The following is a 22385-nucleotide window of genomic DNA, read 5'->3' on the forward strand; positions in this document are numbered from 1 at the left end:
GCGGATCCCGCCGGAAGAGATGAGGACGATGGTGTCTGGGAAGAGGACGCGGACGGCGCGGATGCTCGCGGTCGCCACGGCGCTCGCGATCGCAGGAACGGCTCTCGCCGGCTGCGCGCCCGCCGACGGCCGCGAGACGGTCCGCTTCACGTTCAGCAAACGCGAGGCGATCGACTTCATGACCAAGGTCGTGGACGACTACAACGCCTCGCAGGACAAGGTGCGGGTGGAGATCGACACCTCCGGTGTGGACGTCGTCTCCGCCAGCTTCGTGCGGGGCAACCCGCCGGATCTGATGCTCGCGAACTACAACTTCGAGGTCGCCCGGTTCGTGCAGCGCTGCGCGCTGACCGACCTGTCCGACACGGAGGCGGCGGGACGGATCCGCAAGGACCTGAAGCCGCTGCTGGATCAGTACGGGGTCTGCCCGGGAAAGACCACGGTGCTGCCCTACTCGGTGATGGCCGCCTCCGTGATCTACAACAAGGAGATCTTCGCGAAGTACGGCATCGAGGTGCCGAAGACCTGGGATGAGCTGATCGCGGCGTGCGACACGCTCAAGGCCGCGGGGGTGTCGCCGTTCTACGCGACGCTGAAGGACAACTGGACGATCGGCCAGGGCTGGTACGACTACGCCGTCGGCGGCGAGGTGCCGGTCGTGGACTTCTTCAAGAGGATGAACGCCGAGGGCACCAACGTCGGTCCGAGCTCGGAGACCTCCTTCTCGAAGGACTTCGCCAAGCCGGTCGAGCAGATGACGCAGCTCATCAAGAACTACACCCAGCCGAACGCCGCGAGCCAGGCGTACGTCGACGGCAACCTCGCGTTCGCCCAGGGCAAGGGCGCGATGTACCTGCAGGGGCCGTGGGCGTTCGGCGAGATCGCCAAGACGTCTCCCGACCTGCAGCTCGGCAGCTTCCCCCTGCCGATGACCGACGACCCGAAGGATCTCAAGGTCCGCGTGAACATGGACCTCGCGGCGATGATCCCGACGGGGTCGCATCACCAGAAAGCAGCTCGCGACTTCCTCGCGTACCTCTACCAGCCCGAGGTGATCGAGGCCTACAACGCGTCACAGCTCGGCTTCGCGCCGACGACCGACGCCAAGATGCCGACGGACCCGCGGATCGAAGGGATGATCCCGTACTACACCGACGGCGCGGTCTACCAGGGGGCGTCGGTGCTCGTGCCGAAGACGATCCCCGTCTTCAACTACGTTCAGGCGATCGCGCTCGGCGGCGACGTCAAGAGCACCCTGAGCACGATGGACGCGGACTGGGCGCGCGCCGCCTTCCTCGCCCCGAAGCTCCCGAGTGACACGAAGGGCAGCGCGAAATGACCACCACGACCACCATCGTCACCGGCGGCGACCGCACGATCCGTCGCAGCAGCAAGCGCGTCGAGCCGATCTACTACCTGTTCCTGCTGCCGACGCTCGTGCTCTTCACGCTGGCGATCACGGTGCCCGCCGTGATGGGCATCTTCTTCAGCTTCACCGACTCGATCGGGATCGGCACCTGGAGCTTCAACGGGCTGACCAACTACATCGCGGCGTTCAGCGACCCGGCCATCCTGCAGAGCTACCTGTTCACGTTCGGGTTCTCGATCGTGACCGTGATCGTCGTGAACGTGCTCGCCTTCCTGCTGGCCGTCGGGCTCGTCTCGCGGATCCGGTTCAAGACCGGCCTCCGTGCGATCTTCGTGATCCCGATGGTCATCTCCGGAATCATCATCGCGTACGTGTTCAACTTCCTGTTCTCGAACTCCCTCCCGGCGCTCGGGACCGCGACGGGGATCCCGTGGCTGTCCACGAGCATCCTCGCCAACCCGGACCTGGCCTGGCTCGGCATCGTGATCGTGACCGCCTGGCAGGCGATCCCGGGCACGCTGCTCATCTACATCGCCGGCCTGCTGTCGATCCCGGGCGACGTCTACGAGGCGGCGGACATCGACGGGGCGAGCAAGTTCCAGCAGCTCACCCGCATCACGGTGCCGCTCGTGGCCGGCTACTTCGTGATCAACGTCGTGCTCGGCTTCAAGGGCTTCCTGAACGCGTACGACATCATCAAGGGCCTCACCGACGGCGGCCCCGGCACGTCCACCCGCAGCGTGGCGATGACCATCATCGCCGGCTTCAACGGAGGCGACTACGCCTACCAGATGGCGAACGCGACGATCTTCTTCGTCGTCGCGATCCTCATCTCCCTGCTGCAGCTGTCCGTGACCCGCGGAAGGAACGCACTCTGATGTCGACGCAGACTCTCCTCACCACTCAGGCGCTGGCCACCGGCGGGCGCAAGCCGCGGATCCGCATGGAGCGGGTGAACTGGTCGGGCACGATCATCCTGATCCTGTGCACCGTCACCGTCCTGCTCCCGCTGTACGTGACGATCGCCATGTCGTTCAAGACGTCGAAGCAGTCGGTCGACGGCAACGCCTTCTCGTTCCCGGCGCCGTTCACGTTCGACGGGTTCGTGCAGGCGTGGAACCTCACCAAGTTCCCGGTCGGCGCCGGCGTCTCGCTGCTCGTCACTGCGGGGACGGTGTTCCTCACCGTGGTGCTGGCCGCGTTCGCGTCCTACGCGATCGTGCGCAACTGGGACCACAAGCTGTTCCGCTATTCGTTCTTCTACCTGCTCGCGGCGATGTTCATCCCGTTCCCGGTGGTGGCGCTGCCGCAGATCCAGCTCACCGGGCTCGCCCATCTGGACAACCCGTTCGGGGTGATCCTGCTCGCCACGATGTTCCAGCTCAGCTTCAGCGTGCTGCTGTTCACCGCGTTCCTGCGCTCGATCCCGCTCGAGCTGGAGGAGAGCGCGCGCATCGACGGCGCGAGCACCTGGCAGACGTTCTGGCGGATCATCTTCCCGCTGCTCGGGCCGATGAGCGCCACGGTCGGCATCTTCGCCTTCCTGTACGCCTGGAACGACTTCATGATGCCGTCGCTGATCATCTCGGATCCGGCCCTGCAGACCCTGCCGGTGCGGCAGAACCTGTTCCAGAATCAGTTCAGCAGCAACTACAACGTGGCCTTCGCCTCGTACCTCATGGCCATGGCGCCCGCGATCGTCGCCTACCTGTTCACGCAGCGCTGGGTGATGGAGGGCGTGACCCAGGGCGCTGTCAAGGGCTGAGCCCGATCAGGCGTCCCGTGAGAGCGTCGCGCTCGCACACCGAATCCATCAACCGCAGAAATCCGAGATCCAGAAGGGAACTCCTATGACCGTCGCCGCACCCGCTGCCGAGACGTCCTCGATCACCGCCGATGCCACCTGGTGGCGTCAGGCCGTCGTCTACCAGGTCTATCCGCGCAGCTTCGCCGACTCGAACGCGGACGGGCTCGGCGACATCCGCGGCGTCACGCAGAAGGCCGACTATCTCGCCGGGCTCGGCGTGGACGCCGTGTGGCTCAGCCCGTTCTACCCCTCCGCGCTCGCCGACGGCGGCTACGACGTCGACGACTACCGGAACGTGGATCCGCGCCTCGGCACCCTCGCCGACTTCGACGAGATGGTCGCGGCGCTCCACGCCCGCGGCATCAAGGTGATCGTCGACATCGTGCCGAACCACTCGTCCGACCGGCACGAGATGTTCCAGGCCGCGCTCGCCGCGGGCAAGGGCTCGCCGGAGCGCGATCGCTACATCTTCCGCGACGGCCTCGGCGAGAACGGCGAGCTGCCGCCCGCCGACTGGACCAGCGTGTTCGGCGGCCCCGCGTGGGAGCCGGTCGGCGACGGCCAGTGGTACTTCCACTTCTTCGCCCGGGAGCAGCCCGACTTCAACTGGGACAACCCGGACGTGCGCTCGGAGTTCCTGCACACGCTGCGGTTCTGGTCGGACCGCGGGGTCGACGGCTTCCGCATCGACGTGGCGCACGGCCTCAGCAAGGATCTGCCCGAGGTGCTGCCGAGCCAGCTCGAGCTCGATGCGCTGGACCGCACCACCGGTCTGCACCCGCTGTGGGACCGTGACGCCGTGCACGACATCTACCGCGAGTGGCGCCAGGTGTTCGACGAGTACGACCCGCCGCGCATCGCCGTGGCGGAGGCGTGGGTCGCGAACGCCGAGCGCCGGGCGAAGTACGCCCGCCCCGAGGGGCTGGGCCAGGCGTTCAACTTCGACCTGCTCGAGGCCGACTTCGACGCGGCGCAGTTCCGCCACATCGTGACGGACAACCTCGCGCAGAGCGAGGCGACCGGGTCCAGCTCCACGTGGGTGCTCTCCAACCACGACGTCGTCCGGCACGCCACCCGCTACGGGCTGGCGCCGCTGAACGGCCGGAAGGTCAAGCAGGGGTCCGCGTGGATCCTGGCCGGCGGTCCCGCCGATCAGATCGACCTCGCGCGGGGAAGCCGCAGGGCGCTCGCGGCGTCGCTGTTCCTGCTCGGCCTGCCGGGCAGCGCCTACCTGTACCAGGGGGAGGAGCTCGGCCTGCACGAGGTGGCGGACATCAAGCCCGAGGACCGGCAGGATCCGGCGTTCTTCCGCGGCGCCGACCCCGATCGCGACGGGCTCGGCCGCGACGGCTGCCGGGTGCCGCTGCCGTGGTCGAGCACCGGGTCGTCGTTCGGCTTCGGCGCCGACGGCGCGCACATCCCGCAGCCGGCGTGGTTCGCGGACTACGCCGTGGAGGCGGAGGACGCCGATCCGACGTCGTCGCTGAACACCTACCGTCGCGCGCTGGCGCTGCGGCACGAGCTGCAGACCGGCGAGACCCTGGAGTGGATCGAGACCGGCCGTGACGACGTGCTGCGCTTCACCCGTCCGAACGGGTGGCAGGTCGTGACGAACTTCGGCACCGAGCCGTTCGCCCTCGAGTCGGGCACGCAGGTGGTGCTCGGCGAGCTGACCGGCGGCGCTGTGCCGGGCGAGACCACGGTCTGGCTCAAGGCCTGAAGCCCGCCGGCGCGGGGGAGGCACCGCGTGGAAGACGCCTCGGGGGTGTGCCGCATCAGCGCGCACCCCCGAGGCGTCGTCGTCGGGCGGTGCCGACGACCGAGAGGCGCCGGGTGGGCCGACGGCCGCCGACCCACCCGGACACGCTCACAACCGGCCGAGCAGCTTCTGCATCGCGGCGATCTCCGCCGTCTGCGCTGCGATCACCGACTTCGCGAGAGCGACCGCGTCGGGGTTCTGCCCGCCGCGGACCTCCTGCTGGGCCATGTCGACGGCTCCCTGGTGGTGCGCGATCATCTGCGTCAGGAAGAGGCGGCTCGCGTCCTTCCCGTTCGCGGCGTTCAGGGCCGCCATGTCGCCGTCCGACATCATCCCGTCGCCCATCGAGCCGTGATCCATGCCGCCCATGCCGGGGGCGGTCTCCGTGACGCCCCAGGCGGTCAGCCAGCCTTTCATCCGCGAGACCTCGGGCCCCTGTGCGGCCTTGATCTGCTGAGCAAGGTTCGCGACGTCGGGATCCAGCCCGCTCTTGGCGAGCACGATGTCGGACATCTCGATGGCCTGCTCGTGGTGCGGGATCATCATCGTGACGAACATCGCGTCGTCGTCGTTCGCCTTCGTGGACGTCGATGCCGAGGCGGACGTCTCGGTCGTGGTGGGGGCGTTCGCGGTCGAGCAGCCGGTGAGGCCGAGGGCGAGGGCGAGCACGCCGGTGCCCACGGCGAGAGGGAGCTTCTTCATGTCTGTTTCCTTCGATCGGTTCGGTTGAGAGTCACGTGCGCAGCGCCGCCTGTGGGGCTGCGTGCCGGTGCGGTGCGGTGCGGACCGGCGGGTGTTTCTCAGGTGCGACTGATCGAGAGGAGCAGGAGGGACGGCGGTCTGGGCGGACGGAGCCCGGCTGGCGGGTCGCTGGCCGGGACGCGCAGCAGCTGGTGCAGGCCCCGTCGTCCGAGGAGCAGCGGGGGCAGGATCAGGAGGAAGCCGGCGAGCAGTGCGAGCACGCACGCGGCGCCCATGGAAGGGTGATTCCCTCCGTGGCCTGTGGCGCACGAGTCATCGCAGTCGTGGGACGCCGCGGTGGCATCCGCCGTCATCGCATGCCTCGAATCGGGCGATCCGTCACTGACGACGGTGTGCGCAGCACTCATGGTCGCCGGGGTGCCGTGCCCCATCGCGTCACCGGTGAAGGTGTGCATGCCCAGGAGGCCGGCGATCAGCAAGACCGCCAACGCCAGGAGGAGCAGCAGCGCGTGCGGCGACGCGGACGTGGGCACGCGGTGCGCGATGTTCATGCTCGACCTCCTCGGCGCACAGGCTAACATCAAACCCCGGAATACCCCTAGGGGGTATGTGGTTGCATCCTTTGCCCTGACACCGTGGACGGGATCCGCAAGCGGGCAGGGCGCTATCGAGGACGGGCCGCGAAGGGACGGGAATGATGAACGATCCGCACGACCAGCACGCCGGCGCGATGGCGGGGCACCACCACGTCCACCCCGGGACCACGCCGTCCCAGCCCGGGTCTGACCATCACGATGACGCGCATCGCGCGGAACACGGCGATGCCCACGACGCGCACGGCGCTCACGCCGGACACGGTGGCGACGCCGGCCATGGCGGGCATGCGGGTCACGGTGGGCACGCGGGTCACGGCGGGCATGCGGGTCACGGTGATCACGTCGCGCAGTTCCGGCGGCTGTTCTGGATCATGCTGATCCTCGCCGTCCCCACGGTCGCGCTGTCGGGGATGTTCGCGATGATCCTCGGCTACCAGGTGCCGGATGCGCCCGGGTTGTCCTGGGTGTCTCCCGTGCTCGGCACGGTGATGTATGCGTGGGGCGGGAGGCCGTTCCTCGTCGGAGGGGCGTCCGAGATCCGCTCCCGTCGCCCCGGGATGATGCTCCTCATCGCACTGGCGATCACCGTCGCGTTCTTCGCGTCCTGGGGAGCGACCCTGGGCCTGCTGCATCACGACCTGGACTTCTGGTGGGAGCTGGCGCTCCTGATCGTGATCATGCTGCTGGGGCACTGGATCGAGATGCGCTCCCTCGCGCAGACGACGTCCGCGCTCGACTCCCTCGCCGCGCTCCTGCCCGATGAGGCTGAGCGCCTGGAGGGCGGGGAGGTCGTCACGGTGGCGCCGGCCGACCTCGTCGTCGGCGACACCGTCGTGATCCGCCCCGGCGGCAGCATCCCCGCCGACGGCCGCATCGTCGAAGGCCGCGCGTCGATGGACGAGTCGATGGTGACCGGCGAGTCCCGCACGGTCTCGCGCACCGTCGGCGACAGCGTCACAGCCGGCACCGTCGCCACCGACTCCGGCCTGCGGGTCGAGGTCACCGCGACGGGCGATGACACGGCACTGGCCGGAATCCAGCGTCTCGTCGCCGAGGCGCAGAACTCGTCATCCCGCGCCCAGCGTCTCGCGGACACCGCGGCAGGCTGGCTGTTCTGGTTCGCTCTCGGCGCCGCCGTGCTCACCGCGATCGTCTGGACCCTCGTCGGCATGCCGGATGAGGCCGTCGTGCGGACCATCACGGTCCTCGTGATCGCGTGCCCGCATGCCCTCGGCCTTGCGATCCCGCTGGTGGTGTCCATCGCGACCGAGCGCGCCGCGCGGGGCGGTGTGCTCGTCAAGGATCGCCTCGCGCTGGAGAGCATGCGCACCGTCGACACCGTCCTCTTCGACAAGACCGGCACGCTCACCAAGGGCGAGCCCGTCGTCTCCGACATCTCGGTGATCGACGGCGAAGACGCGGACCGGGTTCTCGCGGCCGCGGCCGCCGCCGAGGCGGACAGCGAGCATCCCCTCGCGAAAGCGATCGTGCGCGCCGCGGCGTCGAGGAACCTCACCGTCCCCCGCGGACGTGACTTCACCTCGTCCCCGGCCGTCGGCGTCACCGCCACAGTCAACGGCGCCGCCATCCGCGTGGGCGGGCCGCATCTGCTCGCGGAGGAGGCTCAGCCCGAGCTCCCCGTGGCTGAGCAGTGGCAGGCGGATGGGGCGATCATCCTGCACGTCGTGGAGAACGGTCGCGTCATCGGTGCGCTCGAGCTCACGGACGAGGTCCGGGCCGAGTCGCGCGATGCCGTCGACGCCCTGCAGGCCCTCGGCGTCCAGGTCGTGATGATCACCGGTGACGCGGAAGCCGTCGCCCGCACCGTCGCCCAGGACCTCGGCATCGACCGGTACTTCGCCGGCGTGCGCCCCGAGGACAAAGCCGCCACCGTGCAGCAGCTCCAGCAGGAGGGGCGCAAAGTCGCCATGGTCGGCGACGGCGTGAACGATGCACCCGCTCTCGCCCAGGCGGACGTCGGCCTCGCCATCGGCGCCGGTACCGATGTCGCGATCGCCTCCGCCGGGGTGATCCTCGCCGGCGACGATCCCCGCTCGGTCCTCTCAGTGATCGAGCTCTCCCGAGCGGCGTATCGGAAGATGAAGCAGAACCTCTGGTGGGCGGCCGGCTACAACCTGCTCTCGGTCCCGCTCGCCGCGGGCGTGCTCGCGCCCATCGGATTCGTGCTGCCGATGTCCGTCGGCGCGATCCTGATGTCCCTGTCCACGATCGTCGTCGCCCTGAACGCCCAGCTGCTCCGCCGCCTCGACCTGCGCCCGGAGGTCACCACGCGCGCGATCCTGCACCGGTGAATGAGCGGCTCCGGATCCGTTTTGATAATGATTCTCATTTAACGTACGCTCGAGACATGACCAAGCCGTTCGCCGCCCTCGCCCTCGCTGCCGCCTCGATCCTGACCCTCGCCGGCTGCTCCGCCTCGGCCGATCCCGCGACGTCGGGCGACGACGGGACGATCGCCGTGACGGCGTCGACCAACGTGTGGGGGGACATCGCGAAGGAGATCGGCGGGGAGCACGTGAAAGTCAGCTCGGTGATCGCCTCGCTGTCGCAGGATCCGCACGAGTACGAGGTCACTGCGGCGGATCAGCTGAAGGTGCGCGGCGCCAAGCTGATCCTCGAGAACGGCGGCGGCTACGACGCCTTCTTCGGCGATCTCGTCGCGAAGTCGGGGAGCAAGGCCCCCGTGGTGTCCGCGGTCACGTTCGCGCCGACCTGGCCGAAGGGCGAGGACGCCATGAAGACGGTCGAGGGGTTCAATGAGCACGTCTGGTACGACACCTCGGTCGTCGAGGACGTCGCGAAGAAGGTCGCCGACGAGCTGAGCGGCATCGCCCCCGCGCACAAGGCCGACTTCGAGAAGAACCTCGCGACCTTCGAGAAGGGGATCGCCGAGCTCGACTCCTCGCTCGCGACGATCAAGTCCGCCCACCAGGGCGAGAAGATCTTCGTCACCGAGCCCGTGCCGCTGTACCTGACCGCGGCGGCGGGTCTTGTCAACGTCACCCCTGAGGAGTTCAGCCACGCGGTGGAGGAGGGGCAGGACGTGCCGCCGGCGACGCTGCTCGAGGCGACGAACCTCGTGGGATCCGGCGAGGTCAAGGCGCTGTTCGCCAACGCGCAGGCCGGCGGTGCCGAGACCACGAAGGTCATCGGCGTCGCGAAGGAGAAGGGCGTGCCGGTGCAGGAGGTCACCGAGCTGGTGCCGGACGGCAAGACCTACCTGACCTGGATGACGGACAACATCGCCACGCTGTCCCGTAATCTCGACAAGTGACCTCTCCCGTCGCCGCCCCGGCCGCCCCTCTTCTGCGGATCCGCGGCGCCGGCATACGCCGCGACGATCGCGAACTGTGGAGCGGCCTCGACCTCGACGTCGCGCCGGGCGAGCTCGTGGCTGTGCTGGGGCCCAGCGGCACCGGCAAGACCACGCTGCTGCGCGCGATCCTCGGGCTGCAGGAGCTCTCCGAGGGCACCATCGAGGCGATCGGCGAGCCGGTGCGCCGACGGGGGAACCGCCGCATCGGCTACCTCCCGCAAGCGCGCCCGCTGCCGGCTGAGACGTCGCTGCGGGGGCGCGACCTCGTCGCACTCGGCGTCGACGGGCACCGGTTCGGCTTCCCGATCCCGCGGCGCGGCGACCGCGCCCGGATCGACGCGCTGGTCGCGGCGGTGGGGGCCACGGCCTTCGCGGACCGCCCGGCGGGCACCCTCTCCGGCGGCGAGCAGCAGCGCCTGCGCGTGGGCCAGGCGCTCGCCGACGACCCGCGGCTGCTGCTCTGCGACGAGCCGCTGACCAGCCTCGACCTGGCGAACCAGCAGGCGGTGGTCGAGCTCATCGACCGGCATCGCCGCACCGGCGCCGCCGTGCTGCTGGTCACCCACGACATCAACCCCGTGCTCGACGTGGTCGACCGGATCCTGTACCTCGCCAACGGCCGGTTCACGCTGGGCACCCCGCACGAGGTGCTCACCACGCGGGTGCTCTCCGACCTCTACGGCGTGCCCGTGTTCGTGTCGCAGGTCGGCGGCCGCCTCGTCGTGGTCGGCGCGCCCGATGCGGAGAGCGCCGCGCACCACCACGACCACGACGGACCGGGCGCGGAGGCGGTGGCGTGAACCTCACGGACATCCTCCAGGCCATGTTCGGCGGCCTGCCGCAGTACGGCGAGATCCTCGCCCTCGTCTCGAACTCGGTGTGGGCCGGGGCCGTGCTCGGCCTGGTCGGCGGACTCATCGGCGTCTTCGTGATGCAGCGCGACATGGCCTTCGCGGTGCACGGCATCAGCGAGCTGTCGTTCGCCGGCGCCGCCGTGGCGCTGCTGATCGGCGTCGACGTCGTGACCGGATCCATCGTCGGCTCGCTCATCGCCGCCGCCATCATCGGCTGGCTCGGCGCCCGGGCGCGTGACCGGAACTCGATCATCGGCGTGCTGATGCCGTTCGGCCTGGGCGTCGGGATCCTCTGCCTGTCGCTCTACAACGGGCGCGCGGCGGGTCGGTTCAGCCTGCTGACCGGGCAGATCGTGTCGGTGCAGTCGGAGCAGCTGGGGTGGCTCGCCGGGATCTGCGCGCTCGTGCTGCTGGGGCTGCTGGTGATCTGGCGTCCGCTGCGCTTCGACTCGCTCGACCCTCAGTCGGCGGCCGCCCGGGGCGTGCCCACCGTGGGCGTCTCGTTCGCCTTCATGCTGCTGCTCGGCCTCGTGGTGGCCGTGGCCGTGCACATCATCGGCGCGCTGCTCGTGATGGCGCTCGTGGTCACCCCGGCGGCCGCCGCCATGCGGGTGCGCTCCGGACCGCTCGCCGTGCCGCTGCTGGCCGCCGTGTTCGGCGTCGTGTCCGCGGTCGGCGGCATCCTGCTGGCCGTGATGGGCACCCTTCCGGTGAGCCCGTACATCACGACCGTGTCGTTCGCGATCTACCTCGTGTGCCGCGCGATCGGATCCCGCCGCGACCGCGTCGTGCGCGCGGCGCCCCGCGGCGCCTGATCGCTGCGCGCCGCCACGCTTCGCGGCGTACCGGGCGAACGGCACGAGCGGGGAGAGAATCACCCTGAATCCAGCGGAGGAGGCCGGTATGGGGCATGGGCACGGGCATGACGCGGCGGCGATCCGGCGCGTGCGGGTCGCGCGGACGCCGCGGCGGATCCTGCTGATCGCGCTGATCGTCGTCGCCGTGGCGACGATCGTCGGGCTGATGCTGCTCTGGCCTGTGGCGGGGCGCCTGGGCGGTCCGGCGTCGGCACCCTCGTCGAGCCGGGGCACGACCTATCCGACCGGCGAGATCCTGAAGCTGACCGACTGCGCGGACATGCGACCGTCCGCCGGAGGCGGGACCGGCGGCAGTGGCGGCTCCGGCGGGACCGGCGGCAGTGGCGGCTCCGGCGGGACATCGGGCTCCGACGGAGCGGCGGGCCCTGCCGCGGGCGGCGCATCCCCCGCGCCCTGCTCGATCGCGCAGGTCAGGATCGAGAGCGGCGAGCGTGCGGGTGACAAGGCCACGATCATGCTGAACGGCCCTTTCGCCCGCGCGGGCCTGCGCCCCGGCGACCGTCTCGAGCTGATGGTGACCGCGCTGCCCGGACGGTCCAACGTCGCACAGCCGGGCGGCGTGGACCCGGGGATCTCGGCGTTCGGCGTGGTCAGGACCGTCCCGCTCGCCGTGTGGGCGGGTCTGTTCGCGCTGGTCGTGATCGTCGTCGGGCTGCTCCGCGGTCTGCTCGCCCTCGTCGGGCTGGTGTTCAGCGGGGCGATGATCGTCCTGTTCATGCTGCCCGCCCTGCTGCAGGCGGGTCCGGCCATGGGGATAGCCCTCGTCGGCGCGTCCGCGATCCTCTACGTCGTGCTCTACCTCGCGCACGGGCTCTCGATGCGCACGAGCGCCGCCCTGGCGGGAACGCTGGCGGGGGTCGCGATCACGGCGATCCTGGCCCAGGTGGCGGTCGGCACGACCCGGCTCAGCGGCCTCGACGAGAGCGCCGGCTTCCTGGCGCCGATGGTGCCGCAGGTCGATTTCCAGGGTCTGCTCACCTGCGCGATCATCATCGCCGGCCTGGGCGTGCTCAACGACGTGACGATCACGCAGAGCTCGGCCGTGTGGGAGCTGCGCGCGCTCGCCCCCGAGCTCTCGCGGCGGCAGCTGTTCGGCCGCGCGATGCGCATCGGGCGGGACCACATCGCCTCCACGATCTACACGATCGTGTTCGCCTACGTGGGCGCATCCCTGAGCGTCGTGCTGCTGCTCTACCTCTACGACCAGCCGATGATGAACATGCTCGGCCTGGAGGACATCGCGACGGAGGTGGTCCGCACGCTGTGCAGCGGCATCGGGCTCGTGCTCGCGGTGCCGCTCACCACGGCGATCGCCGTCGCGCTGCTCCCGCCCGGATCCGCCGTCACCGGGGATCCGGTGCCCGCCGCGCTCGGTGAGGACGACGCCGACACGGTCGCCTGGCTGCGCACACTGCGGACCGTCGAGGTCCCCCCGTTCCCCTCGGCTGATCCCCGACCGTGACGCCTACGCGACCGGCTCGCCGTACCGCGCCGCGATGTCCTGCGAGCTGAGCCAGCGCGAGTAGGTGGGCGCCTGAGGCCAGCCCTCCGGCACGTCCTGCCACGCCTCCTGGCGGCCGTAGGGGAGCACGTCGGAGATCGCGAACGCGACGCTGAAGCGCTCCGCGCCGCGGCCGTCGGTGTGCCAGGTGCGGTAGACGTCCTCGCCGTCGCGCAGGAAGACGTTGAAGCCGAAGCCTTCGCCCGGACCGGCATCCACGTCGGCGCCGAAAGACGACTCCGCGGACGAGTACCAGGTCATCTGGTTGCCGACGCGCTTCTTGTACTCGAGCACCTCGTCCATCGGGCCGTTGGTGATGATGACGAACCGCGCATCCTGCGCCTCGATCTGCGCGGTGCGCGTCCACTGCGAGGTGAGGCCCGTGCAGCCCGGGCACTGCCAGCTCGCCCCGTCAGTCCACATGTGGTGATAGGTGACGAGCTGGCTCTTGCCTTCGAACACGTCGGCCAGGCTCACCCGGCTGCCGTCCTCGGCGATGAGCGTGTACGCGGGAAGCCTCACGGCGGGCAGGCGCCGCCGCGCGGCCGCGATGGCATCCAGCTCGCGGGTCGCGGCCTTCTCCCGGATCCGCAGCTTCGCGAGCTCTTCGCGCCAGGTCTGCTCGTCGACGACAGGGGGCAGGGCGGTCATGACATCCTCCGATGGTCGCTCGGGCACCGATGTTCACGGTGTCCACATCTGCTATGTTCACACCGTACACATCGGGCGGGGATCACTCAAGAGGCGGAAGGGGATCCGATGGCCTACCACCACGGGGATCTCGGCAGCGCCCTGGTCGAGGCCGCCGTCGCGCTGGGCCGCGAAGGAGGTCCCGCCGCCATCACGATCCGCGAGGCCACGCGCCGCGTCGGCGTCTCCCCGAACGCCGCGTACCGGCACTTCCCGAACCGCGCCGCGCTCCTGGACGCCACCGCGGCCGCGATCCAGGAGGGTCTCGCGGCGGCGATGACCGATGCGCCCGAGCGCTCGCCCCTCGAGCGCCTGCATCGGATCGGCGCCGCCTACATCGCGTTCGCCCTCGATGAGCCGGGATGGTTCGCGGTGGTGTTCTTCGGCATCCGCCCGCCGGATCCGGCGACGACGGCACAGGCTCCGGCGTTCCGCGCACTGACTGCGGCGCTCGACGACCTGGTCGCTGCGGGGGAGCTGCCGGCGACCCGCCGCGACGACGCCGCCTGGGCGTGCTGGGCCACCGTGCACGGTTTCGCCGAGCTGTGCCTGCGCGGCCCCCTCGCGGGCGCGGACAGGGCCGAGCAGACCCGCCGGGGCGACGCGGCGATCCGTGCGGTGATCGCCGGGATCCGGAGCGACGCGGTCTGACGGTCTCGGGCGCTTGCGCTGACCGCGATGACCGTTCTCAGGATGAGTTCCGCCTCGGCCCGGACAGTCGCTCCGCAGGCCCACGGTTCCGCAAACGATCCTGAGGACGGTCAGGAGCGGCTCCGCGCCCGGACCGCGGTCGTCGATGCGGCGATCCGGCGGGCGATCGTTCCGCGCCCGCGGCCCGCCCGCCCTGTCGACACAAGGGAAGCGCGGGTTAGGATCGTCGGGACTCGCGCGGATCACGGCCCCGCACCCAGGGACGCCGGACGACGCGGATCCCCCTCCGCATCTACCCTCTCCGGCGTTCCCCCCGCCCGGGAGCAGGAGGGGTGAGCAGAAAGGCGCCACCCGTGGCCGAGGCTACCGAGAACCGTGCACCCGAGGCGCCCCAGGGCGACTTCTTCGATCAGCTGCTGGAGCACCCGTCGACGCAGCAGGCGTTCACCATCGGTTTCCGCGGCTACGACAAGGCGGAGGTCGACGCGCACCTCACCGCCCTCAAGGAGGAGCTGCGCCGTGCCACCGACTCGAAGGCGAAGACCGACGCGCACCTGCGCAGCGAGCTGGACAAGGCCGCCGAGAAGCACCGCCGCGAACTGGAGAAGGCCACGGCCGCGCACGACGAGCGGGCGGCCCAGCTCGAGTCCGACCTCGCCGCCGCGAACGCGAAGATCGCCGAGTCCGCGCAGCAGATCCAGTCGCTGAGCACAGCGCTCGCCGGATCCCAGGAGGACATCGACGAGGCCACCTCGCGTTCGCAGTTCGAGACCGTGCTGCGGGTCGCCGAGGAGCAGGCCAGCGTGCTCATCCAGAACGCCGCGGTGCAGGCGGAGCGCCTGCTCGAAGCAGCCCGGGACGAGGCCGCCGCCAAGCGCGCCGAGCTGGACGCCGAGGTCGCGCGCATCACGGCCCAGGCGCAGCGCGACGCCGACCAGGTGCGCCTGAAGATGGAGACCGAGTTCGCCGCGCACACGGCGCAGATCGAGCGGGAGGCCGCCCACGCCGCCGAGAAGGTGAACCACGCCGAGCAGGAGGCGCACTCGATCCGCACCGAGGCCGAGAAGGGCGCCGCGGCGCTGCGCGCGATGGTCACGCGGGAGACCACGGATCTGCGCGTGGCCGCCGAGCGCGAGGTGCGCGAGATGAACGCGCGCGTGCTGGAGCTGGAGGAGTCGCTCACCCGCCGCCAGGACGACGCGCAGCAGGAGTTCCTCGTGCTGCACAACCAGGCCGTCGCGCACGCCGAGCGGATCACCGCCGACGCGAACGAGCAGGTGGCGGCCGCACTCGCCCACGCCGAGCGGATCTCGGCGAAGGCCGACGACTACGAGCGGCTGATGCGCTCGCAGGCCCAGGCGATCGAGGCCGAGGCGCAGGTGCGCGCCCGCGAGACGCTGGACCGCGCCCGCACCAAGTCGCAGAAGATCGTCGACATGGTCACCGCGCACACGGCGAACGTCGTGCGCGACGCCGACGACCGGGCCCGTCAGCTGCGCTGGCAGCAGCAGCAGCTCACCAGCTTCATGGCTGAGGTGCGCGAGCTGATCCGTCCCGACGGGGCGCTCGGCAGCGAGGGATCCGGATCCGCTTCCGCCGCCGAGGAGGACGCAACCGACGAGGCGGCGCAGGAGTCGGCCGAGGCCTCCGCGGAGCACGCCGACGCCTGAGCCGCTCGCGAGATGGAAAACGCCGCTGCCCGGTCCCCGGGAGCGGCGTTTTCCATCTCGTGACGCGGATCCAGATCCGTGGGAGATGGATCTCGCAGGTTCCGTGGCGCCGGGGGTGCGTTTTCCATCTCGTGGCGCTTGGAGGCCACGGATACGCCGCTCCCAGCCGCAGGCCAGCGGGCGGATCTAGACTCGAGGCATGGCTCAGCGGAACACGTGGCAGCGCGAACGCGTGCGGGAGGAGCTCTCCGACGCACGAGGATTCGTCAGCGCGCAGACGCTGCACGCCACCCTGCGCGAAGCCAACACCGGCATCGGCCTCGCGACCGTGTACCGGGCGCTCGCCGGGCTCGCGGCCTCCGGCGAGGCGGACTCGCTGCAGAGCCCCGAGGGCGAGGCGCTGTACCGCGCGTGCCGCAGCACGGGCCACCACCACCACCTGATCTGCCGCTCCTGCGGAGAGACCCGCGAGATCGAGGCCACCGACGTGGAGCAGTGGGCGCAGCGCACCGCCGCGCAGCACGGGTTCCGCGACGCGGAGCACGTCGTCGACATCTTCGGACTGTGCGCGAACTGCGCCGCCGCCCAGGAGTGATCCCCGCGTGACGCTGACGACCCCCGGCCGCCGTGCGACCGCCGCGCGTGACGGGGCGGCCACCCCGCACGCGCTGCGCATGCCGCCGCCCCGGCTGACCGGCCGCACCGCGGTCATCGGCGCCGCGATCGGCGTCGTCGTGGTCGCCGCGCTCGTCGCGATCGACGTGCTGGCCCCGCACCTGTTCCCGGCCCAGCTGCCGAACCGCCTGCAGGACGGGCTCACCCTCTCGTTGAGCGTGCTGTTCGAGGCGCTCCCGTTCGTGATCCTCGGCGTCGTGCTCTCGATCGCCGTGCAGGTGTGGCTGCCCGCGGGCGTGATCGAGCGGGTCCTGCCGCAGCGCGGCTGGGCGCGGCGCGCCGTGCTGTCGCTGCTGGGCATGCTGATCCCGGTCTGCGAGTGCGGCAACGTGCCGTTCGCGCGCGGCCTGATGATGCGCGGTCTCGGTCCCGCCGAGGCCCTGACGTTCCTCGTCGCCGCGCCCATCGTGAACCCCATCGTCATCCTCACCACGCATGCCGCCTTCGGGTTCGACGGCGGGATCCTCGTCGCCCGGCTCGTCGGCGGCTACCTGGTCGCGAACCTCATCGGCTGGGTCTACAGCCGGCACCCGGATCCGGACGCGCTGCTGACCGAGCGGTTCCGCGACACCTGCGAGGTCGTCGTGCACGAGCAGGGATCCGGGATCCGCCGCAGCCTCGCCCAGTTCCTCATCGAGCTGCGCGCGGTGATGCCCGCACTGATCGTCGGCTCCGCGCTCGCCGGCGCCGTGCAGGTGCTGGTGCCGCGCGACGTGCTGCTGGCGATCGGATCCAACCCGCTGCTGTCGGTCGTCGCGATGATCGCCCTCGCGATCTCGGTCGCGATCTGCTCCAACGTCGACTCGTTCTTCGCGCTCTCCTTCGCGTCGACGTTCTCGCCGGGCGCGATCGTCGCGTTCCTGCTGGTCGGTCCGCTCGTGGACATCAAGATGATGGCGCTGCTGCGCACCACGTTCACGGCACGCACCCTGGCCGGGATCGTCGGCATCGTCATCCTGTTCGGCTTCGCCCTGGGGATCGGGGTGAACGTCTTTGCCTGACGCGACCGGATCCCGGGCCTCCCGCGCGCAGGCCCTCGGCACCCGCTGGCTGGGTGCGGGGCTCGCCGCAGCGCTGGCCGTGGCCACGCTCGCCCTCGCGGCGACGGGGCGGCTCACGCTCTACATCAGCCCCGAGACGGTGTGGTTCGCCGTGGCCGCGGCGGTGGCCACTCTCATCGGCGTGGTGTGGTCGTGCGCGCTGCCACTCGGCGCGGAGCAGGACCACGGGCACGATCACGGGGATGCGGACCACGGGCACGTCCACGGCGGCGTCGGGCACGATCACACGGGGGCGCAATGGCACGAGCATGGGGGCCCGCGTCCGTCTGCGCGCCGGGTCGTCGGCACCGTCGCGGGCGCGACCGGCGGGGTGATCGCCACGGGCGTCGTCGCCGGCGCGCTGCTGCTGCCTCCGGCGTCGCTGTCGGTGGATATGGCGATGCAGCGCGCCCCGATGGGCAACGTGCTCTTCGCGGGCGCCGACAACGTGGCCCTGGGAGCCAACACCGACACCAGCACGTTCGGGATCGGCGGCTGGGCGAGCGTGTTCGCCACCGGATCCCGGCCGGAGAAGTACGACGGGTCCTCCGTCACGCTCACCGGCTTCCTCACCCCCAGCGGATCCGCGAAGGATCAGGCGCATCTGACCCGCATGGTCATCTCGCACTGCGTGCTCGACGCGCAGCCGGCGTCGGTGCCGGTGCAGATCACCGGCTGGCAGGGCCAGTACGCTGTGGGCGACTGGGTGCAGGTCAGGGGGACCGTCCGCGCGAGCGCCGACGGGAAGCTCTCGATCGTGCCGGCCAGCGTGTCGAAGATCCCGGAGCCGAAGGACCCCTATGAGCACTGACGACGCGGATCGTCCCCTCACCCGCGCCGAACTGCGGGCCCGCCGCGCCGCCGAGGAAGCGGCCGCGGCGACCCCGGTACCGCCGGCTCGCGCAACGACTCCGGAGGCACCCGAGTCGGCCGCCGCGCCGGGAGCCGCCTCGCTCGAACCGGTGCCCGCGGCCTCGGTGACCCCTGACGACACGCCGGTCATCGACCCGCGCGACATGCCCGCCTCGCCCGCGCCTGCCCCTGAGGTGCCGCCCGTTCCCGTGCCGCCCGCCCCTGTCGACGTCTCCGCCGGCCCCGGCCCGCGACGCTCGGCGGACGGCGGCGCAGACGGGGCCGGATCCGATCCGCGCTTCGAGCCGCCGGCGTGGGAACCGCACCCCGCGCCCGTGCCGATCGAGGGCCGTCGCCGGTTCCCGCTCGTACTCGGCGCCGTGATCGCGGCGCTCGTGCTCGTCGTCGCCGGGTTCGGCGTGATCACGCTGCTGCAGGGTCCACGGATCAGCAGCGTGAAGGTCGACGCGCAGGCGGCGATCGATGCGTCCGGCACCCGCATGATCATCACCGCCAGCCAGCCGCTGGCGAAGGTGGCCGCGTCGCAGGTGTCGGTGAGCCCCAAGACGCCGTTCACGGTCGACACCTCGGGTCGCAACCTCGGTGTCCGCTTCACGGTGCCGCTCGATGACGACACGAACTACACGGTCACCGTGAAGGACGTGACCGGCACCGACAAGCAGCGGCGCAGCACCCTCCAGGCCACATTCCAGACGCCGAAGTCGACCATGTACCTGCTGCAGCGCAACGCCGACGGCGACGACACGATCTTCCACACCGACCTCGGAGGCAAGAACGCCGTCCCGATCGTGCAGCACGAGAAGATCGACGACTTCCGCGCCACCGCCGACCACCTCGTGGTGGCCACCGAGAAGGACGGCGTCTCGTCCCTGCTCGTGATGGACCGGCAGGGCAAGAACGAGCGCGAGCTGAAGCTGCCCGGGCCGGGATTCCTGTCCTCGCTGCAGGTGTCGGAGCGCGGCAACCTCGTCGGCTACACCTTCACGGACAAGGGCGTCAGCGCGACCAGCGGCCGGGCGAGCGTGCTCGTGACCCAGTCGCTGACCGGTGACGGCGAGCCGCAGATCGTGAGCCTCGCCGACAAGCAGCCGAGCGTCGGGCAGTGGGCGTTCGTGCCCGACTCCTCCTCGGCGCTGTTCATCGACTTCACCGGCGCGCTGTACGTCGAGGATCGCGCGGACGCCAAGGCGAAGCCCACCGCTCTCGGCGCCGCCCAGACCATCGAGGGCATCAGCCGCGGCACGTACACCGCGATCGTCAGCCGCGGCGCCGATCTGATCGAGCTGAACCTCGCCGATGGATCCGAGAAGCCGCTGGCGGCCTCGACGCCCGACTTCGGGGTGCCGGGCACGATCGCGCCGTTCCCGGGCGGCACGCTGCGGCAGGTCGCCACCCGCGACGCCAGTGGATTGCCGACGGGCCAGATCGTCACCCGCGTCGCCGACGACGGCAAGGCGGTGAAGCTGTTCAGCGTGACCGGATCCGACGCGATCATGCAGGCGTGCCCGTCGCCGAGCGGCCAGTACAGCGCGATCGTGGTGGCGCCGAAGCTCGTGAACAACCCCTACGACCAGTCGCTGCTGCCCCTGCCGACCACGATGCAGACGCACATCATCGACACGAAGACGGGCAAGGAGCAGGTGGTGCTCGCCGGCTTCGACCCGTCGTGGTGCGCGCAGGCGCCGCACCGGTGATCCCGGTGGCGGGGGACCGATGAGCACGCCGGGGGAGGGGCTGCGGCGAGCCCGCCGCGCGGACCTCGCCGCGCTGCCGCTCGAGGTCGCGCCCACCCTGCTCGGTGCCCGGCTGCGCACGGTCGTCGGCGGTGCGGAGGTGATCCTGCGCATCACCGAGGTCGAGGCGTACCACGGCAAGGGCGTCGGTGACCGGCACGATCCCGGGTCGCACGCGCGGATGGGGCGCACCGCGCGCAACGCGACCATGTGGGGCGAGCCGGGGCACCTGTACGTGTACCTCAGCCACGGGATCCACTCCTGCGTGAATGTGGTGTGCGGGCCGGAGGGGGTGGCCGGTGGTGTGCTGCTGCGCGCCGGCGAGGTCGTCTCGGGTGTCGACGCGGCGGCCGTGCGGCGCGGGATCGTGCCCGTCCTCAGGACGAATTCGCTTGCAGAGGGGGAACCGCCCCGGATCACGCCTCGGATGGCGATCCATCCTGAGATCGGTGGCAAGCAGCTGCGCGACCTCGCCCGCGGTCCAGGCCGGTTCGGTCAGGCGTCCGGCCTGCGGCACCCGCAGCACGACGGGATCGACGCGATCACGGGCGCGGAACTCGCGGGAGCGCGGGCGGAGCTGTGGCTGGGCGAGCGGCTGGCCGACATCGCCACGGGCCCGCGCGTGGGCGTCGCCGGTCACGCCGGCACCGACGCGTTCCCGTGGCGGTTCTGGATCCCGGGGGATCCGACGGTCTCGCCGTTCCGCTGGGGCCGGGGAGCGGCCGAGGCCGCGGCGGCGCTGGACACGCCCGGGATCGGATCCGTGCTAGAGTAGCTCTTTGTCTGCGCACACTCCTGTGCGCAGTTCGTATGCCTCCCCGTCTGAGCCGAGTCATCGGGCAGGGGAGAGGCGTGCAGACAAGGGATCTTGGGTGGGGCCGTCCGGCCTCACGGTAATGAAGGAGTCATCATGGCAGCAGTGTGCCAGGTGACCGGTGCTGTTCCCGGCTTCGGTCACAACATCTCGCACTCGCACCGCCGGACGAAGCGCCGCTTCGACCCGAACGTGCAGAAGAAGACCTACTACGTGCCCTCGCTCGGCCGGAAGATCACCCTGAACGTGTCCGCCAAGGGCATCAAGGTGATCGACGCCCGTGGCATCGAGAAGGTTGTCGCGGACCTCCAGGCGAAGGGTGTGAAGCTCTAATGGCCAAGAAGGCTCAGGACATCCGTCCGATCATCAAGCTGCGTTCGACCGCCGGCACGGGTTACACCTACGTGACCAAGAAGAACCGCCGCAACACCCCCGACCGCCTCGTGCTGAAGAAGTACGACCCGGTGGTTCGCAAGCACGTCGAATTCCGAGAGGAGCGTTGATCCATGGCTAAGAAGAGCAAGATCGCGCGCAACAAGCAGCGTCAGGCCGTCGTCGACCGCTACGCGGAGAAGCGCGCCGAGCTGAAGAAGACCCTCGTCGACGCGAACGCGACCGACGAGGCCCGCGAGGCCGCCCGCGTCGGCCTGCAGAAGCTCCCGCGCAACGCGTCGCCGGTGCGCCTGCGTTCGCGCGACGCCATCGACGGCCGCCCCCGCGGCGTCCTCACGAAGTTCGGCATCTCGCGTGTCCGCTTCCGTGACATGGCGCACCGTGGCGAGCTGCCCGGCGTGACCAAGTCGAGCTGGTAAGTCTTACCGGTCCCTGAGCTCGTCGAAGGGACGCAAGGGGCGGGGATCTTCGGATCCCCGCCCCTTCTGCATGCCTGGATCCGGATCCGACCGGTCCGATCCGCTGTGGCGCAAGGGGCTGATGAGGCGCGACACGCCGCCGGAAAACGTCGAAAACCGCGAAATGACGCGGAAAACCGGGGTTTGGTTGATACATTCGAGGCGGTCGTTCGACCAACGGGGGGCATCCGCCCATCCGGAACTCTGATACGAAGCGACGGGATCCCCGTCGCTGGAGGATGAAATGGCTGACAAGTCCATCACCAAGACCGAGCTCGTCGCGAGCATCGCCAGCGCCACCGGCCAGAGCCAGGCTGCTGTCTCCGGCGTTCTCGACGCCCTGTTCGCCACGGTCTCGGACGCTGTTGCCAAGGGCAGCAAGGTCTCGATCCCGGGTTGGATCTCCTTCGAGCAGGTCGCGACCGCCGCTCGCACGGGCCGCAACCCGCAGACCGGCGCCGAGATCAAGATCCCGGCCGGCAAGCGCGTCAAGGTGACCGCCGGTTCCAAGCTCAAGGCCGCCGTCAAGTAATCCGGCTCCGCCTCGCAAGGCCGTCCCTTCGGGGGCGGCCTTCTGCGTGTCCG

General features: G+C 70.5%; 24 protein-coding genes. 20 read left to right on the forward strand and 4 right to left on the reverse strand.

The window, feature by feature from the left end; genetic code table 11:
* Window positions 1-28: 28 nt before the first annotated feature.
* The 4 genes from AERO9AM_RS00465 to AERO9AM_RS00480 all read left to right on the forward strand — a co-directional run bounded on the left by AERO9AM_RS00465 (window position 29) and on the right by AERO9AM_RS00480 (window position 4896).
* The gene (locus AERO9AM_RS00465) at window positions 29-1339 is read left to right on the forward strand and encodes an ABC transporter substrate-binding protein (protein WP_236602432.1); all 1311 of its coding nucleotides are present in this window, start codon (window positions 29-31) and stop codon (window positions 1337-1339) included.
* Window positions 1336-2247 carry a carbohydrate ABC transporter permease gene (locus AERO9AM_RS00470; RefSeq protein ID WP_159574391.1) on the forward strand — a complete coding sequence of 304 codons (912 nt, stop codon included), beginning with the start codon at window positions 1336-1338 and terminating at the stop codon, window positions 2245-2247. The genes AERO9AM_RS00465 and AERO9AM_RS00470 overlap by 4 nt, the downstream gene beginning before the upstream one ends.
* Window positions 2247-3134: a carbohydrate ABC transporter permease gene (locus tag AERO9AM_RS00475; RefSeq protein WP_159574392.1), complete on the forward strand. Its 888-nt coding sequence runs from the start codon at window positions 2247-2249 to the stop codon at window positions 3132-3134. The genes AERO9AM_RS00470 and AERO9AM_RS00475 overlap by 1 nt, the downstream gene beginning before the upstream one ends.
* Window positions 3135-3219: 85 nt before the next feature.
* Complete coding sequence (locus AERO9AM_RS00480) at window positions 3220-4896, forward strand: glycoside hydrolase family 13 protein (RefSeq protein WP_159574393.1); 1677 nt, start codon at window positions 3220-3222, stop codon at window positions 4894-4896.
* A gap of 147 nt (window positions 4897-5043) precedes the next feature.
* On the opposite strand, the gene AERO9AM_RS00485 is transcribed toward AERO9AM_RS00480, so the two are convergent.
* The 3 genes from AERO9AM_RS00485 to AERO9AM_RS17655 all read right to left on the reverse strand — a co-directional run bounded on the left by AERO9AM_RS00485 (window position 5044) and on the right by AERO9AM_RS17655 (window position 6556).
* Entirely contained in the window at window positions 5044-5637 is a 594-nt protein-coding gene (locus AERO9AM_RS00485) for a DUF305 domain-containing protein (RefSeq protein ID WP_159574394.1), read from the reverse strand.
* A 98-nt stretch (window positions 5638-5735) separates the two neighbouring features.
* Window positions 5736-6188 (reverse strand): DUF6153 family protein, encoded by a 453-nt coding sequence (locus tag AERO9AM_RS00490; RefSeq protein WP_159574395.1) that lies wholly within the window; start codon window positions 6186-6188, stop codon window positions 5736-5738.
* A gap of 113 nt (window positions 6189-6301) precedes the next feature.
* Window positions 6302-6556 (reverse strand): hypothetical protein, encoded by a 255-nt coding sequence (locus tag AERO9AM_RS17655; protein ID WP_442923242.1) that lies wholly within the window; start codon window positions 6554-6556, stop codon window positions 6302-6304.
* A gap of 48 nt (window positions 6557-6604) precedes the next feature.
* On the opposite strand from AERO9AM_RS17655, the gene AERO9AM_RS00495 reads away from it, so the two are divergent.
* The 5 genes from AERO9AM_RS00495 to AERO9AM_RS00515 all read left to right on the forward strand — a co-directional run bounded on the left by AERO9AM_RS00495 (window position 6605) and on the right by AERO9AM_RS00515 (window position 12764).
* Window positions 6605-8545, forward strand: coding sequence for a heavy metal translocating P-type ATPase (locus AERO9AM_RS00495; protein ID WP_442923243.1), 1941 nt, complete (start codon window positions 6605-6607; stop codon window positions 8543-8545).
* Between the two features lie 56 nt (window positions 8546-8601).
* The gene (locus AERO9AM_RS00500) at window positions 8602-9528 is read left to right on the forward strand and encodes a metal ABC transporter solute-binding protein, Zn/Mn family (protein WP_159574396.1); all 927 of its coding nucleotides are present in this window, start codon (window positions 8602-8604) and stop codon (window positions 9526-9528) included.
* Window positions 9525-10370 (forward strand): metal ABC transporter ATP-binding protein, encoded by an 846-nt coding sequence (locus AERO9AM_RS00505; RefSeq protein WP_159574397.1) that lies wholly within the window; start codon window positions 9525-9527, stop codon window positions 10368-10370. The genes AERO9AM_RS00500 and AERO9AM_RS00505 overlap by 4 nt, the downstream gene beginning before the upstream one ends.
* Window positions 10367-11239, forward strand: a complete 873-nt coding sequence (locus AERO9AM_RS00510) for a metal ABC transporter permease (RefSeq protein WP_159574398.1) — start codon at window positions 10367-10369, stop codon at window positions 11237-11239. Before AERO9AM_RS00505 ends, AERO9AM_RS00510 begins: the two co-directional genes overlap by 4 nt.
* An 88-nt stretch (window positions 11240-11327) precedes the next feature.
* Window positions 11328-12764, forward strand: a complete 1437-nt coding sequence (locus AERO9AM_RS00515) for a YibE/F family protein (RefSeq protein WP_159574399.1) — start codon at window positions 11328-11330, stop codon at window positions 12762-12764.
* A gap of 3 nt (window positions 12765-12767) precedes the next feature.
* On the opposite strand, the gene AERO9AM_RS00520 is transcribed toward AERO9AM_RS00515, so the two are convergent.
* Entirely contained in the window at window positions 12768-13454 is a 687-nt protein-coding gene (locus AERO9AM_RS00520; protein ID WP_159574400.1) for a DUF899 family protein, read from the reverse strand.
* A gap of 108 nt (window positions 13455-13562) precedes the next feature.
* Between AERO9AM_RS00520 and AERO9AM_RS00525 the strand changes: the two genes are divergently transcribed.
* From AERO9AM_RS00525 to AERO9AM_RS00575, 11 genes are all read left to right on the forward strand, one after another.
* A complete protein-coding gene (locus AERO9AM_RS00525; protein WP_159574401.1) occupies window positions 13563-14144 on the forward strand; it encodes a TetR/AcrR family transcriptional regulator in 582 nt (193 codons plus the stop codon).
* Between the two features lie 353 nt (window positions 14145-14497).
* Complete coding sequence (locus tag AERO9AM_RS00530; RefSeq protein ID WP_201298540.1) at window positions 14498-15814, forward strand: cell division initiation protein; 1317 nt, start codon at window positions 14498-14500, stop codon at window positions 15812-15814.
* Between the two features lie 199 nt (window positions 15815-16013).
* Window positions 16014-16409 carry a Fur family transcriptional regulator gene (locus AERO9AM_RS00535; RefSeq protein WP_159574402.1) on the forward strand — a complete coding sequence of 132 codons (396 nt, stop codon included), beginning with the start codon at window positions 16014-16016 and terminating at the stop codon, window positions 16407-16409.
* A gap of 79 nt (window positions 16410-16488) precedes the next feature.
* Window positions 16489-17490 carry a permease gene (locus AERO9AM_RS00540; protein WP_159577282.1) on the forward strand — a complete coding sequence of 334 codons (1002 nt, stop codon included), beginning with the start codon at window positions 16489-16491 and terminating at the stop codon, window positions 17488-17490.
* On the forward strand, window positions 17483-18340 hold the full coding sequence (locus tag AERO9AM_RS00545) for a TIGR03943 family putative permease subunit (RefSeq protein WP_159574403.1): 858 nt from the start codon (window positions 17483-17485) through the stop codon (window positions 18338-18340). The genes AERO9AM_RS00540 and AERO9AM_RS00545 overlap by 8 nt, the downstream gene beginning before the upstream one ends.
* A complete protein-coding gene (locus tag AERO9AM_RS00550) occupies window positions 18330-20096 on the forward strand; it encodes a hypothetical protein (protein WP_236602433.1) in 1767 nt (588 codons plus the stop codon). The genes AERO9AM_RS00545 and AERO9AM_RS00550 overlap by 11 nt, the downstream gene beginning before the upstream one ends.
* Before the next feature lie 19 nt (window positions 20097-20115).
* Window positions 20116-20910, forward strand: a complete 795-nt coding sequence (locus tag AERO9AM_RS00555; protein ID WP_159574404.1) for a DNA-3-methyladenine glycosylase — start codon at window positions 20116-20118, stop codon at window positions 20908-20910.
* Between the two features lie 135 nt (window positions 20911-21045).
* Window positions 21046-21282 (forward strand): 50S ribosomal protein L28, encoded by a 237-nt coding sequence (rpmB, locus tag AERO9AM_RS00560; protein ID WP_159574405.1) that lies wholly within the window; start codon window positions 21046-21048, stop codon window positions 21280-21282.
* Complete coding sequence (gene rpmG, locus AERO9AM_RS00565) at window positions 21282-21452, forward strand: 50S ribosomal protein L33 (protein ID WP_045250846.1); 171 nt, start codon at window positions 21282-21284, stop codon at window positions 21450-21452. Before rpmB ends, rpmG begins: the two co-directional genes overlap by 1 nt.
* A gap of 3 nt (window positions 21453-21455) precedes the next feature.
* A complete protein-coding gene (gene rpsN, locus AERO9AM_RS00570) occupies window positions 21456-21761 on the forward strand; it encodes a 30S ribosomal protein S14 (protein ID WP_159574406.1) in 306 nt (101 codons plus the stop codon).
* A gap of 283 nt (window positions 21762-22044) precedes the next feature.
* Entirely contained in the window at window positions 22045-22332 is a 288-nt protein-coding gene (locus AERO9AM_RS00575; protein WP_045250850.1) for an HU family DNA-binding protein, read from the forward strand.
* The last annotated feature ends 53 nt before the right edge of the window (window positions 22333-22385 follow it).

This window comes from Microbacterium sp. 8M (genome assembly GCF_902506375.1).
Lineage (GTDB): Bacteria > Actinomycetota > Actinomycetes > Actinomycetales > Microbacteriaceae > Microbacterium.

What these genes read in the sequence shown, in the direction of transcription:
- AERO9AM_RS00490 (WP_159574395.1), bottom strand. Translation starts at nt 6,188, where the DNA reads ATGAACATCGCGCACCGCGTGCCCACGTCCGCGTCGCCGCACGCGCTG.
- AERO9AM_RS00475 (WP_159574392.1), top strand. Translation starts at nt 2,247, where the DNA reads ATGTCGACGCAGACTCTCCTCACCACTCAGGCGCTGGCCACCGGCGGG.
- AERO9AM_RS00465 (WP_236602432.1), top strand. Translation starts at nt 29, where the DNA reads ATGGTGTCTGGGAAGAGGACGCGGACGGCGCGGATGCTCGCGGTCGCC.
- rpmB (WP_159574405.1), top strand. Translation starts at nt 21,046, where the DNA reads ATGGCAGCAGTGTGCCAGGTGACCGGTGCTGTTCCCGGCTTCGGTCAC.
- rpmG (WP_045250846.1), top strand. Translation starts at nt 21,282, where the DNA reads ATGGCCAAGAAGGCTCAGGACATCCGTCCGATCATCAAGCTGCGTTCG.
- AERO9AM_RS00540 (WP_159577282.1), top strand. Translation starts at nt 16,489, where the DNA reads ATGCCGCCGCCCCGGCTGACCGGCCGCACCGCGGTCATCGGCGCCGCG.
- AERO9AM_RS00520 (WP_159574400.1), bottom strand. Translation starts at nt 13,454, where the DNA reads ATGACCGCCCTGCCCCCTGTCGTCGACGAGCAGACCTGGCGCGAAGAG.
- AERO9AM_RS00535 (WP_159574402.1), top strand. Translation starts at nt 16,014, where the DNA reads ATGGCTCAGCGGAACACGTGGCAGCGCGAACGCGTGCGGGAGGAGCTC.
- AERO9AM_RS00480 (WP_159574393.1), top strand. Translation starts at nt 3,220, where the DNA reads ATGACCGTCGCCGCACCCGCTGCCGAGACGTCCTCGATCACCGCCGAT.
- AERO9AM_RS00575 (WP_045250850.1), top strand. Translation starts at nt 22,045, where the DNA reads ATGGCTGACAAGTCCATCACCAAGACCGAGCTCGTCGCGAGCATCGCC.
- AERO9AM_RS00525 (WP_159574401.1), top strand. Translation starts at nt 13,563, where the DNA reads ATGGCCTACCACCACGGGGATCTCGGCAGCGCCCTGGTCGAGGCCGCC.
- AERO9AM_RS00485 (WP_159574394.1), bottom strand. Translation starts at nt 5,637, where the DNA reads ATGAAGAAGCTCCCTCTCGCCGTGGGCACCGGCGTGCTCGCCCTCGCC.
- AERO9AM_RS00500 (WP_159574396.1), top strand. Translation starts at nt 8,602, where the DNA reads ATGACCAAGCCGTTCGCCGCCCTCGCCCTCGCTGCCGCCTCGATCCTG.
- AERO9AM_RS17655 (WP_442923242.1), bottom strand. Translation starts at nt 6,556, where the DNA reads ATGCCCGCCGTGACCCGCGTGCCCACCGTGACCCGCATGCCCGCCATG.
- rpsN (WP_159574406.1), top strand. Translation starts at nt 21,456, where the DNA reads ATGGCTAAGAAGAGCAAGATCGCGCGCAACAAGCAGCGTCAGGCCGTC.
- AERO9AM_RS00550 (WP_236602433.1), top strand. Translation starts at nt 18,330, where the DNA reads ATGAGCACTGACGACGCGGATCGTCCCCTCACCCGCGCCGAACTGCGG.
- AERO9AM_RS00555 (WP_159574404.1), top strand. Translation starts at nt 20,116, where the DNA reads ATGAGCACGCCGGGGGAGGGGCTGCGGCGAGCCCGCCGCGCGGACCTC.
- AERO9AM_RS00515 (WP_159574399.1), top strand. Translation starts at nt 11,328, where the DNA reads ATGGGGCATGGGCACGGGCATGACGCGGCGGCGATCCGGCGCGTGCGG.
- AERO9AM_RS00470 (WP_159574391.1), top strand. Translation starts at nt 1,336, where the DNA reads ATGACCACCACGACCACCATCGTCACCGGCGGCGACCGCACGATCCGT.
- AERO9AM_RS00495 (WP_442923243.1), top strand. Translation starts at nt 6,605, where the DNA reads ATGCTGATCCTCGCCGTCCCCACGGTCGCGCTGTCGGGGATGTTCGCG.